Annotated in this window: 13 protein-coding genes; 3 read left to right on the top strand and 10 right to left on the bottom strand. The window is 53.0% G+C overall.

Going from position 1 to position 12,718, the window contains the following annotated elements:
* Positions 1-192 precede the first annotated feature (192 nt).
* A complete protein-coding gene (locus tag SIL79_RS02425; RefSeq protein ID WP_039033060.1) occupies positions 193-642 on the top strand; it encodes a GNAT family N-acetyltransferase in 450 nt (149 codons plus the stop codon).
* Between the two features lie 2 nt (positions 643-644).
* Here SIL79_RS02425 and SIL79_RS02430 read toward each other — a convergent pair whose 3' ends face one another.
* The 3 genes from SIL79_RS02430 to SIL79_RS02440 all read right to left on the bottom strand — a co-directional run bounded on the left by SIL79_RS02430 (position 645) and on the right by SIL79_RS02440 (position 6,318).
* The gene (locus tag SIL79_RS02430; RefSeq protein ID WP_162206909.1) at positions 645-2,009 is read right to left on the bottom strand and encodes an L-serine ammonia-lyase; all 1,365 of its coding nucleotides are present in this window, start codon (positions 2,007-2,009) and stop codon (positions 645-647) included.
* 15 nt (positions 2,010-2,024) lie between these two features.
* The gene (locus SIL79_RS02435) at positions 2,025-3,338 is read right to left on the bottom strand and encodes an aromatic amino acid transport family protein (RefSeq protein ID WP_039033058.1); all 1,314 of its coding nucleotides are present in this window, start codon (positions 3,336-3,338) and stop codon (positions 2,025-2,027) included.
* 418 nt (positions 3,339-3,756) lie between these two features.
* Positions 3,757-6,318, bottom strand: coding sequence for an acylase (locus SIL79_RS02440; RefSeq protein WP_319618940.1), 2,562 nt, complete (start codon positions 6,316-6,318; stop codon positions 3,757-3,759).
* 232 nt (positions 6,319-6,550) lie between these two features.
* On the opposite strand from SIL79_RS02440, the gene yjjX reads away from it, so the two are divergent.
* Together yjjX and SIL79_RS02450 are read left to right on the top strand one after the other, a co-directional pair.
* Complete coding sequence (gene yjjX, locus SIL79_RS02445) at positions 6,551-7,087, top strand: inosine/xanthosine triphosphatase (protein ID WP_162206907.1); 537 nt, start codon at positions 6,551-6,553, stop codon at positions 7,085-7,087.
* 191 nt (positions 7,088-7,278) lie between these two features.
* Positions 7,279-8,280, top strand: a complete 1,002-nt coding sequence (locus SIL79_RS02450) for a bifunctional helix-turn-helix transcriptional regulator/GNAT family N-acetyltransferase (protein WP_083399750.1) — start codon at positions 7,279-7,281, stop codon at positions 8,278-8,280.
* Positions 8,281-8,285: 5 nt separating this feature from the next.
* On the opposite strand, the gene SIL79_RS02455 is transcribed toward SIL79_RS02450, so the two are convergent.
* The 7 genes from SIL79_RS02455 to rplU all read right to left on the bottom strand — a co-directional run bounded on the left by SIL79_RS02455 (position 8,286) and on the right by rplU (position 12,449).
* Positions 8,286-8,675, bottom strand: a complete 390-nt coding sequence (locus tag SIL79_RS02455; protein WP_039033055.1) for a DUF3718 domain-containing protein — start codon at positions 8,673-8,675, stop codon at positions 8,286-8,288.
* Positions 8,676-8,808: 133 nt separating this feature from the next.
* Positions 8,809-9,291 carry a type 3 dihydrofolate reductase gene (folA, locus tag SIL79_RS02460; protein ID WP_039033054.1) on the bottom strand — a complete coding sequence of 161 codons (483 nt, stop codon included), beginning with the start codon at positions 9,289-9,291 and terminating at the stop codon, positions 8,809-8,811.
* Between the two features lie 23 nt (positions 9,292-9,314).
* Complete coding sequence (locus tag SIL79_RS02465) at positions 9,315-9,782, bottom strand: threonine/serine exporter family protein (protein WP_174840187.1); 468 nt, start codon at positions 9,780-9,782, stop codon at positions 9,315-9,317.
* On the bottom strand, positions 9,782-10,543 hold the full coding sequence (locus SIL79_RS02470) for a threonine/serine exporter family protein (RefSeq protein WP_039033053.1): 762 nt from the start codon (positions 10,541-10,543) through the stop codon (positions 9,782-9,784). Before SIL79_RS02470 ends, SIL79_RS02465 begins: the two co-directional genes overlap by 1 nt.
* A 23-nt stretch (positions 10,544-10,566) precedes the next feature.
* On the bottom strand, positions 10,567-11,733 hold the full coding sequence (cgtA, locus tag SIL79_RS02475) for an Obg family GTPase CgtA (protein WP_071475759.1): 1,167 nt from the start codon (positions 11,731-11,733) through the stop codon (positions 10,567-10,569).
* Positions 11,734-11,868: 135 nt separating this feature from the next.
* Entirely contained in the window at positions 11,869-12,123 is a 255-nt protein-coding gene (rpmA, locus tag SIL79_RS02480) for a 50S ribosomal protein L27 (RefSeq protein ID WP_011760936.1), read from the bottom strand.
* Positions 12,124-12,137: 14 nt separating this feature from the next.
* On the bottom strand, positions 12,138-12,449 hold the full coding sequence (gene rplU, locus SIL79_RS02485) for a 50S ribosomal protein L21 (RefSeq protein ID WP_025012063.1): 312 nt from the start codon (positions 12,447-12,449) through the stop codon (positions 12,138-12,140).
* Positions 12,450-12,718 lie beyond the last annotated feature (269 nt).

Below are 12,718 nucleotides of genomic sequence, written 5' to 3' on the forward strand. Positions count from 1 at the left end.
AGGATGATCTGTATCACGCTGCCCGGCTCCTGGGTGGAGTTACCATGAGCTGAGGCTGGATAATCCGGGTAAAACTTGAAGTGACACTTTTGATCCAGTCCCCTTTGCGCCTACACCTAACTGCTGATAAATTGTGCCCCGCACACGCAAATCCTACGGGCGCAAAAGCAAACAGAACTCAAAGGAATAATTATGCTTATAAGAAAAGGTACCCCAAGAGACGCCGAGGCCCTGGTGGCCTTCAACCAGGCGATGGCACAGGAAACCGAAGGACTGTCACTGAACAGCGACACCCTGAGCCGCGGCGTCAGCACTCTATTGGAAAACCCCGCCAAAGGTTTTTATCTGGTGGCGGAGATAGATGGAGAGATTGCAGGCTCCTTGATGGTTACCTATGAATGGAGCGACTGGCGCGCCGCCGACTACTTCTGGATCCAGAGTGTCTATATCAAACCTGAACACAGACGCAAAGGCATATATCGCGCCCTGTATCAGGAGGTCAAGGCACTGGCAGAGCACCAAGGCGGCGCCGCAAGCTTCAGGCTCTATGTGGAGCAGGAAAACACCCGCGCCCAGCAAACATACCAATCACTGGGCATGAGTCAGAGCCACTACTTGATGTATGAAGAAAAGCCCGCCTGAGTTCAGGCGCAGATACTGGTGACCTTAATAGCCAGGCCACCCTGGCTGGTTTCCCGGTACTTGGCGCTCATATCCTTGCCGGTTTCATACATGGTGGCTATCACCTTATCCAGGCTGACTCTGGGCTCACAGTTCCTGCGCAGTGCCATTCGGGCCGAGTTAACCGCCTTCACGGCGGCAATGGCGTTACGCTCAATACAGGGCACCTGAACCTGCCCGGCGACAGGATCGCAAGTAAGCCCCAGATTGTGCTCCATGCCGATTTCGGCCGCCATACACACCTGGGCCGGGCTGGCCCCCATCAGCTCGGCCAAACCGGCCGCCGCCATGGAGCAGGCAACCCCGACCTCCCCCTGACACCCTACTTCGGCGCCCGAGATAGAGGCATTGCGTTTGTAAAGTCCACCTATGGCCGCGGCCGTGAGCAAAAAGCGACTGTACTCTTTCTGCCCCAAAGGACGAATAAATTTGTCGAAGTAAGCCATCACGGCTGGAATAATCCCGGCCGCACCATTAGTCGGCGAAGTCACTACCCGGCCACCGGCCGCATTTTCTTCACTGACCGCCAGGGCAAACAGGTTCACCCAATCGACTATGACCATAGGATCGCTGGAAAGGCGCTCCCCGGTTTGCAATTGCCGCAACAGTGCCGGTGCCCGCCTTGGCACTCTCAATGGCCCGGCCAGAATCCCTTCGGTATGACATCCCTTGTCGATGGCTTGCTTCATTGTGTGCCAGATATTGCCAAGACCACGGTAGATGCGCTCCTCCGGAGCCAACGCCTTTTCATTGGCCAGCATCAAGGCACTGATACTCATGCCATGTTCACGGCACAGCGCCAGCAACTCTTCGGCATTGGTAAAGGGATAAGGTAAGCTCCGCTCACTTACAACTTGTTTGCCAAAGTCGGCCTCTTCCACCACAAAACCACCGCCGATGGAATAGTAGGTCTTGCTGCTCAATACCAGCTCACCGGCCCAGGCGGTGAGCCGCATGGCATTTTCATGCAGCGGCAGGGCCTCACTGTGAAACTTTACGACATCGGCCGGAAAGGCCACCTTGTGCCCGTGTCCGAGCACGAGTTCACCACAGGCCTGCACCTGTTGGATAAATGTCGGAATCGCATCTATGTCCACAGTCTCCGGACTATTGCCCGCCAACCCCATGATGATGGCGATATCTGTATGGTGGCCCTTGCCGGTCAGCGACAGTGAACCATAGACATCGACACTTACCCGGGTCAGGCGACTCAAACGTCCGTCAAGATGCAGCTGCTCGACAAAATCCCGCGCCGCCTTCATAGGGCCTACGGTATGGGAACTGGAAGGACCCACACCTATCTTGAAAATATCAAAGGTACTGAACATGCTCCCCCCAGTAACTTAGCCTTGGAAGAAGGAGTAAAAAATGGCGGTCATGGACATCAAACCGGCCACTATCACAAAGATGTTGCTCAAGCGACCGCGATAGGCCTTGAGTGCCGGTACTTTGTAAACGGCATACATAGGCATCAGATAGAGAATGGCCGCAATCACTGGGCCGCCCAGAGCTTCAATCATCGTCAGGATACTGGGATTGGCAATCGCCGCGCCCCAAACGGTCAGGAACATAAACAGCTGAATACCGCGATTCAGCCCCTTGTCGCTGCAACGCTCTCGAACAAACGGCAACTGTTTGGAGGCAATTCCCTTCAATCCTTCAGTGGCTCCCAGATAGTGGCCGAAGAAAGAGGATACTATGGCCACAAACGCAACAACCGGCCCCACATAACTGATAAATGCACTGTCATGGATATTGGCCAGGTAAGACAAAATCGGCAGGTTGGATGCCTTGGCTTGTGCCAGTTGTGCCGGACTCATGGCCAGAACACAGGAAAACACAAACAACATCACAAACCCCAGCAGCATCATGGCGGTATTACGCAAGATCATATCGGCCTTCTTGGCCGCATTGGCGCCATGTTCCCGCTTTAGCGATACCGCAAACTGGGAAATAGCCGGAGAATGGTTAAAAGAGAAGATCAACACAGGGATGGTGACCCAAACAATACCGAGAAACTCTCCGGCCGATGGAACCTGCATCAAAGCATCCATCTTCCAATCGGGAATGAGATAGAGCGACATAAACAGCAAGATGCCGACCAGAGGATAGACCAGGAACTGGGTCACTTTGAGCATCAACCGCTCACCGGCTACCATCACAGCCATCATACCGGCAATCAAAGCCCCGGACAGTAGCCAACGCGGTAAAGATGCCATCCCCAATTGATGCACCATAAAACTGTCAACCGTATTGGTGATACTCACGCCATAGATCAACACTATCGGATAGATGGCCAAAAAATAGAGCCAGGTAATGGCGCGACCGGCACCAACACCGAAGTACTCCTCGACCACTTGAGTGATATCACTGCCTTCAATCTTCGAGGCACAGACAAAGCGAGACAAGCCCCGGTGAGACAGATAGGTCATGGGACCTATCAAGATGGTCAGCAACAACAGCGGCCAAAAACCACCGAGACCGGCATTCATAGGCAAAAACAGGATCCCGGCACCCACTGCAGTGCCAAACAGACTCAACATCCAAGTAGTGTCCTGGGCCGTCCAGGATAGTGAGCCAGACACTTGTCCCTTTTCCGGGGCCGTGGGGGGCAGTACAGCGTCTTGAACCTGCGTACCTGTGATCTCTTGTTGCATAAGGATTACCTTAACTTCGGCTGAAATTGGCGGCAAGCATAGCCAATCGCCCGGCAAAGAAATTGATCTGAACCGCCATTCACGGCACTGAATTTGGGCTCTGAGTCATAACTGGGATCCAGATCTGCCTTTTGCTGTAATAAAATTTCAATTAGGCAACAAATTAATTCCACCCTGCAAAGCCGCGGAAACAAAGGTGCTACCTTGAATGCCAGCCGGTAAAGCATCAAGTTTGCGGAGAAAAAAGACAACAGAGATCACCAGCACGTTCGTGAGAAAAATATGACATAACTCAGCAAGGCCGAATTAAAACCCGACAGCGATCACCATCTAAATTGTAATTTTATTAACAAACCGGCAGCAGGCAAAAAAATGCCGCTCATCGAGATGAGCGGCATTGAAGCAGAATAAATAGTGCTTAACGCTCGAGCGTCAGGTCCATCTTGGATACGGTTGCCGCATCAATATCCGCTTCTTTGAACAGCAAGGGGCGGAAACGTTTCTCACTGGAGTAGAGCGCGGTCTGATCGGCAAATTCGGGACGCAGAATATTGCTGGTCTCTGAGTAGGTCAGTATCCCCCTCGCCTCCGGGCCCTCATCGGTAAAGCTCACCGCCATCATCCAACTGGAGCCATAACGAATCTGATAGCCTTTGGCGCTCAGACCTGAATCCAGCGCTTTACCGCTCAGTACATCGGTTGCCGGAGCGTAAGAGTGCTGTGGGATCAGAGTGTCGTCACCACTGGTTCTGGTGGAAAATACGTTGAAACCACCCTCGGCATGATGACTGCCGGGCCAGGGCAAACGCACGCCGCTGGCGCTGCCATCCGGCAATGAACGCTCAACAAACTGCACACTGCCAAGAGGCGCATCGACGGCAAAACCGGCCGCTTCCAGGTTGAGCGCGGCATGCGCCAGCGCGGTGAGCGCCGAACCGTCAGAACTCAGCCCTGTGGGAGTGGTCGCCGGCTGCAGATAATCAAAGCCTTGGGTCAACATGGTTTTGTCATTGAACAGATGGGCGAACTCCCGAAGCAAAGCGCCGCCTTTACTGTCGTTGTCCTGATGACCATTCCAGGCCTTGAGCGCCGCGCAGGCAGCGCTGATATCCTTGGCAAGGGTACCGACCATTACAGGTTCACTGCCCTTGGCTTCACACTGGGCAATCAGATCATCCAAAACAATTTCGGCCAGATAGCTGCGGTTGTTGAGCACTGCCGCCTCCAATTCATCCAGGTTGAACTTACCATCACTACCGGCGGCATCACCAAGCAGCTTGAGTCCCATGCGGGTTCTCATGCTCAGTTGACCACGCTCCGGGCCATACATGGGAGAAAAATACTCCAGCGGCTCGGCCGGGTTGGTAGACCAGAAGGAGTTATTGGAGTTTTGCACAAAATCTGTGCGTTCCAACTTGGGTGCCCGCTCGAAAGGCGTGGGGCCAGCGAAAGCGAACAGTGAGGTATTGCCCGGCAATATGGTAAAGCCCGCCTGCGCCTTGGCCGCCTTGATCTCAGGGGAAGTCTTCAGCAATACCACAGCCGCCTCGGATAATCCCGGCACGGTAGAGTCATCGATATAGAAGGCGTTGCCTTCCCTGTCGGCATACATGGTGTTATTGAAGATCATGCCGTCATAGTCTTTAAATGCCTGCACAAACTCCTGTTTGTTGGCGGCCATATTCATCGCCAGCCAGTGATCCACGGGATCCAGGGTCGCCATGTTGGCATCCTGCAACATAAAGGCCTGACCATCATCCCAGCCAAAAGGTGCCTGGGTCGCAGGCGCTTCGACTATAGGTCCTTTGGGAGTGGTATAGATATCTTTTTCGGCTACCAGCATACCCGCCGGACCGGCATTGACCAGCACCTGCACGGTTTCCTTGCTGATAGGCATAGGCTCACCGTCAAACAGATACTGCATCCGGTCGCCGGAAACCAGCTCCAGGTTATAGACCACAAAATGTTCGGCGGTGGAGAAGGTATGAGTCCAGGCGAGATCTTTGTTGAAACCAATATTGATTGGGCCCGGCATGCCGACCAGCGAGCCGCCCATCACATCCAGGTGTCCGGGAATGGTGGCATGGGACTGCCAGAATCTCAGGTTACCCGTATGCGGGAAGTGCGGGTTCCCCAGCACCATGCCCTTGCCGTTTTCTGTCTTGTCTTTGCCAAGGCCCCAACCGTTGGAGCCCAGTTCACCCGGGTTGGTCTCCGGGGTTGAAATATTGGCGGCTCTGGCAATCAGCTTGCTGTTGATGTCATTGACAAAAGCTGTCTGGGCGGCAGAGGCCGGAGCCGGGCCGACTATTCGCGGCAGATATTCATCACCATCACCCGGATTGGCGTAAAAGATCAGATCCAGGAAGTTGGCCGCCCCCGGTAACAGGGCGATTGAAAACAGGTAGGTCACCACATCTTCAGCTTCAATAGGCTTGACCCAGGGTTGCCCGGCACAGAAGGGCTCGGCCTGTTGCTTGCCTTCGGCCACATCGCTCAAATACCGGTTGTAGCCGGCGACAAACCCGCTGATCAGTGCCCGGGAGTTTTCACTGAATTCTGGCCATTTGGCCTCGGCTTGAGCTCTGACCTTGAGCGCCTTGTAGGCAAAGTCGGAGATCAGATTGCCATTGTCTTCCCGGGCCGGGATCCCTGTGGTGAAGTCCAGGCTGGCATGGGGGCCGAAATACATGGAACGCTCTGAGTTGGCCTTAACAAAACCATCGGCCAGGATGCACAGATTGTCCTGCGCCTGCACATAGCCGTTACCGAATCCCAGGCTTTCCAAATTGTCAGCTTGAATATGAGGTACACCGAAACTGGTGCGCCGCACGCTGACCGAGAGCTTACCATCCGGTGCAAATGCCTGCAGTGTGTTATCGACCGGAGGCGGGTTCTGATCATTATCGTCATCCGAACAGCCAACGAGTACCAGGGTGCCTGCCAGCCCCATGGCGTACATGAGTTTGTTGAATTTCATTATAATTATCTCTTTTTTAATGCCATTTATCCGACAAGGCCCAGCCCCTTGAACAATACAACTCCCCAAAGTCATGCGGGTTTGTCGTGGCGCCTATGTCGTGTCCCTCGGTGCACCTTGCGTTGTGATTTATGGCGCGTCACAATGACGCCCAATTCAAGGTCGCACCTCCGACCATTTAAACAATGATTCAAACACCCGTCTACATTAAAGATCTATCAAACAAACAAATATGAAACAAAAACAGTTACAGATAGTGGTGGGTTCTACCAACCCGGTGAAAATCAAAGCCGCCGAGAATGCGGTTCGCGCCCTGCATCCCGACGCCGAGATCCACTGCCACGCCATGAAGGCGCCATCCGGTGTCGCGGAGCAACCCATGACAGATGCCGATACCCGCCAGGGAGCCATCAACAGGGTGGAATGGTGCAAGGCGAATGCAGATGCCGATTACTATCTGGCAATGGAAGGTGGGGTGGATGAGTTCCCCCAGGGGCCAGCCACCTTTGCCTATGTGGTTATAGCCACCAAAGAACGCCTCTGCGTCGGCCGCAGTGCTCACCTGCCCCTGCCGCCCAAGGTTTATGCCGCGCTCAAGGCCGGTGAAGAACTGGGAGATGTGATGGATTCGCTGTTCAATACCATCAATGTCAAACAGGCAGGTGGCGCCATAGGGCTCTTGACCCAGGGGCATGCTACTCGCGAGAGTATTTATCGCTCGGCCTTGCTGCTCGCATCGGCGCCACTGCGTTACCCGGAGCTTTACTGATACCAGCAACCGCTGTTATTAATAACGGCGGTGTTGTTGACCGCCCCACTTCAATCTTTCCCAAGCGACCTGTGTAAATGCGGGACGATGACCAAACCCAGCTGTTGCAAATAGATACAGACTGAGCTAAGTTGAATTCAGAATTAGTTGCTTTACGCAACCATTTTATCATTTGCGAGGTAATTCCTTAGATGTCCCTCAGTACAAAACCGTTAAGTTTGGGCTCATCCAAGCCTGATGTTAAAGAGCCGAGCTCTCACCAGGAACCATCTCAGGATGAACTGGCCCAGGTCAGTCCTGTACTCAGACAACTGTCACGTCACTTGGTACGGCAACTGGGTATGTTGTCCGGCGCCTGTGGGCAACTGCCACTGACCCCGGTGCAGGCACACACACTGCTGGAGCTGGGACAGCAAGATCTCAGTATCAAGGAGCTGGGAAACCTGCTCAATATCGATAAATCCAATGCCAGTCGTGCCGTCAGTCATCTGGTCAAGAAACAACTCGTGCAAACCAAGGCTAATCCCAGGGACAATCGCTGTCTGCAGGTCAGCCTGACTCCGGCCGGGCATAGGATGCTGCAACAATTGGATAACCAACAGGATAACCAATTTGCTGACATTCTTGCCCAGCTGGCACCAAGCGAGGTGACCCAACTAGAAGCCAGCCTGCGCTGCTACAATAAGGCGATTACCAAGGCCAAGAGTCAACAAGGGGTAATAATCCGGCCACTGCAGGCGGCAGACGATGCCGAGTTAGCCGCCGTGATACGCGCAGTATCGGCCGAATATGGCCTGACACCCGATAAGGGTTATAGTGTAGCCGACCCGACCCTGGATCACCTGAGTCGCCAATATACTCAGCCAGGAAGCCAATATTGGATAATTGAAAAACAGCAGCAACTGCTCGGCGGTGCCGGTATCGCCCCCTTACCCGGCGAAGATGGCGTGTGTGAGTTGCAGAAAATGTACTTTATGCCCGCACTACGAGGCCTGGGGCTCTCCCGCCGTTTGGCACTGCAATGTCTCAGCTTTGCCCGCGAGCAGGGATATAAGGCCTGCTATCTGGAAACCACCCAACTGTTGCCACAAGCGCTCGGCCTCTACGCCAGCCTGGGCTTTACCACCTTACCCAAGCCCCTTGGCAATACCGGCCACAGCGCCTGCGAAATCCCTATGTTGTTGACACTTTAGCGGATTCAGCTGCCTAAGCGCTCTTTAATGGCCAGGGTAATAATGCTGGCGCCAAAACCATTGGCGTCGGCCCAGTCGACTATGGTCTTGCCGTCAGCTTCCACCACTTCCAATTCGGTTTTTGACAAGCGCTTGGCGATAAACTCGCCGGTATCTTCGGCGTTGCTGTGATAGGCAGTGCGCAGCAGGCTTTCGCCGTCACAGGAAAGTCCTGAATAGATATTACGCAGCTTCACTCGATTTTCTTTCAATTTCTTACGCAGGCGATTTTTGTCGTTGGACTTGACGTAATCACAGATACTGGCAGCCAACAGATCTTCGGCTTTAGCAGTTGAAGGGGATGACACTGAAGATACAGCAATCAGTGCAGCAATGGCCACGGGCAACAGACGCATCTGACACTCCTTTTTGTAATTGTTATTAAAGCCAAGAGTCCCCGGCAGACTTGTCTGCCGGGGACTCTTGGGCATAAGGATCGCTTCGTGGCCGGTGCCACTCACGTTTCAGGGTTCAAAAGTCTGCTCAAATTTAACATTTTCTAATCATATTAATAAAGCGAAAACCCAATCCATTTACACCGCGACCACTTTCCTCGTAAACTTGCTGCCAGCTGCCATCGTTCCATTCAGGAAAGCGAGTGTCCCCTTCCACTTGCAAGTCTATCTCTGTCAGATACAGCTTATCGGCCTGAGGCAGGATTTCCCGGTAGAGCTGACCACCACCTATCACCACCAGTTCTTCGCAGTTTCCTGCCGCTTCCACAGCCTCTTTAAAGGAAGAAACCCGGGTCACACCTTCCGGTGCATAATCGCTCTGGCGGCTGATCACTATGTTGTGGCGTCCGGGCAGAGGACGACCTATAGATTCGAAAGTCTTACGTCCCATCACCACCGGCTTTCCCAGGGTCATCTGCTTAAAATGACGCAGATCTTCCGGCAGGTGCCAGGGCATTTGGTTATCTTTGCCTATGACTCTGTCATGGGCCATGGCGGCAATCATGGCGATGCGCATATACGCTCCTTGTTATTATTGGATTAAATTACCGGGCGGGTACGGAAATACAGCAGGCTGGGCATGGCCAGACCGACAGATAAAGCCCCGAGAATGAACACGGTTTTCAGGCCATTGGTAACCACCTGCTCCCATAGCTCGGTACTGAGTTGTGACTGAGCGGTCAATTGCACCAAGGCAATCACAGTGTTGTAGGCATAGGAACCCGGGATCATAGGGATAATTGCCGCCACGGCATACAACAGCGGCGGTGCCAGATGACGCTTGGCAAAGGCGATGGTTACCATGCCTATGATGCCGGCAGCGGCAAAGGTGGCCCACTCTATCGGCAAGCCAAACTGCAACATCAAGGTCCGAGAGCTGTGGCCTATGGCCCCGGCCAGGGCACAATAAAGCAGATAACGCCTGGGAACATTAAACAGCATGGCAAAGCCCATGGCGGGAATCGCCGAGAAAAAGGCGTCATTCAGCAGTAACAACAGAGTGTCCATCACAGGAAGATACCCCCAAGCTGCATAGCGATGGTAATACCTATCACTGAGGAGACTGTCATCAGGGTCGCCTGTCCCCAGCGGGAGATCCCTACATTCATATGGCCTTTAACCATATCCGATATCGAGTTGATCATCGGAAAGCCGGGAACCAGCATCAGCACAGAGGCCGCCATCGTCAGCTCAGGGGTTTGGGTCACAGGATAGAGATACCCCAGTTGAGCCACCAAGCTGGTGACAAAGGCGGTCACGGCAAAATTCACCAACACATTGAAGTGACGTTGCGCCATAGCCAGGCGCACAAACATGCCGATCACAGAGGCAAAGAAGGTGATAAAGCATGCGGCCAGATCGCCACCGAAAAGATGACAAAAACTGCCGCAGGAAAGACCTATCATTGGGATAAGCAGCCACTTGGGATAGGTTTTGGGTTGCAGTCTGGCAAGGCGTTTGCGGACTTCATTGGGGCCATAGAGGCCTTTTTCGGCCAGCAGGCAAATACGCTGCAGCTCGCACACCACTGTCATATTGATGCCGTGCTCGCGAATGCGCCGGGTAGTGGTAATACAACGACCGGAAACCAAGCTGGTGAGCACCAGTGAATTGGATGAGATGGATAGCTCGACACTGGCCAAGCCAAGTGCCCGGCCAAGACGCTGACTGATCTCTTCAACCAGTTCAGATTCAGCGCCATAGGCCAGCAATAGCTGAGCAACCCGGACAACCTGCCGGGTGATATCGTTTTGGGTATCAGCGTACACAGGTGTTCAGACTCGCTCAGATATTATCTTTGGTAAATAACCTCAACATCGTAATCATCGTCGTCGAAGTCATCGTCGAACTCATCATCATAGTCTTCGTTGAGGTCTTCCAGGCTATCCTGGTGGTAGTTATCCCACTTGAACTCGACATCGGCGTCAGGATCTTGCTGTTGCTCTTCCGCCGGTAGACTACTGATAAAGTCATAGAGCTTTTCAGCCAGTTCCTTGGTGCCTTCACGGGTATAAGCCGAGATGGTGTAAACATCCCCTTCCCAGCCCATCTCCTTGACTATGCTGTCGACTCTTTCCTGAAGCTCTTCTTCCAGCAGCAGATCTGTCTTGTTGAACACCAGCCAACGTGGCTTGGAAGCCAGCTTGGGCGAGTATTTCTCAAGCTCAGCGACAATCGCCTTGGCCGCTTCTGCAGGACTTGAACCATCAATAGGCTCAATATCCAGGATATGCAGCAATACACGACAACGCTCAAGGTGTTTGAGGAAGCGAATACCTAAACCGGCACCTTCGGCAGCACCTTCAATCAACCCTGGAATATCCGCCACCACAAAGCTCTGCCCTGGGCGAGGATTTACCACACCGAGATTAGGCACCAGGGTGGTAAAGGGATAATCGGCTACTTTCGGTGTCGCGCGGGAAACCGCCCGAATAAAGGTCGACTTACCGGCATTTGGCATGCCAAGCAAACCCACATCCGCCAGTAGCATCAGCTCAAGGCGCAAGCTGCGCACTTCACCGGGAGTCCCCAAGGTCTTTTGTCTGGGGGCGCGGTTAACACTGCTCTTGAAACGAGTATTACCAAGACCGTGGAAACCACCTTTGGCCACCAACAGCTTCTGACCATGCTGGGTCAGATCACCGAGCACCTCATCGGTTTCTTCATCAACCGCCCGGGTTCCCACTGGCACCTTAAGCACCAAGTCCTGACCACCTTTACCGGTACAGTCGCGGCCTCGGCCGTTTTCACCGCGCTCAGCCATATGGAAACGCTCAAAACGGTAGTCAATCAGGGTGTTGAGGTTTTCATCCGCTTGCAGATAAACGCTGCCGCCGTCGCCACCATCGCCACCGTCTGGACCACCATCCGGCACGTACTTTTCACGTCTGAAGCTGACGCAGCCACTGCCACCATCTCCAGCTTCAACTCTGATCACTGCCTCATCGACAAACTTCATACATACTCCTGGCACCACGGAATGAGGCAATTATACTGCCTAACCCTGCAAGGCGCCAAAAAACAGAAACTATGGCTCTCGCCCAAAACAAAAGCCCCACCAATGGCGGGGCTCAAAGCAATTCTGGTTTGAAGATTAATCTTCGATGCTAACGAACTTACGGTTGTTAGGACCTTTAACTTCAAACTTAACTTTGCCGTCAGTCAGGGCAAACAGAGTATGGTCACGACCGATACCTACGTTAACACCTGCGTGGAACTTAGTACCACGTTGACGAACAATGATGTTACCAGCCAGAACTGATTCGCCGCCGAAGCGCTTTACACCAAGACGTTTGCTTTCTGAATCGCGGCCGTTACGAGTAGAACCGCCAGCTTTTTTGTGTGCCATGAGTCAGACTCCTATTAAGCGTTGATAGCAGTGATTTTAACTTCAGTGAACCACTGACGGTGGCCCATTTTCTTCTCGTGGTGCTTACGACGGTTGAACTTTTGGATAGTTACCTTTTCACCACGGCCATGGCTAACAACTGTAGCCACAACTTTACCGCCTGCTACCAGAGGGGTACCCACCTGGACGTTTTCACCATCAGCGATCAGCAGAACTTGATCGAATTCGATAGTTTCACCAGTGGCAACTTCAATTTTTTCCAAACGAACAGTATGGCCTTCAGCAACACGGTGTTGCTTACCACCACTTTGAAAAACAGCGTACATAGCTATTTTACTCCGAAATTCTTAACACGCCGGCTCATCTCTATGAGGCTGGGTGCTACAAAAACTTTAATGACAATGGGCGCGGAGTTTACGCGAATAATCCCTTACAGGCAAGCCCTAATTGAAGCTCAAGAAAAAAAGACCGGATTAACTCGCACATTGCTCCCTCTGCTACTGTCTTGTTCATTAATTTTAGGTAAACTTCGGTCTATTACAATACTTAAGCTTATCGGGAGCTGCCGATTCGGCGTTCCTTCATACCTAGAGTC

This window comes from Shewanella indica (assembly GCF_033842865.1).
Taxonomy (GTDB): domain Bacteria; phylum Pseudomonadota; class Gammaproteobacteria; order Enterobacterales; family Shewanellaceae; genus Shewanella; species Shewanella indica.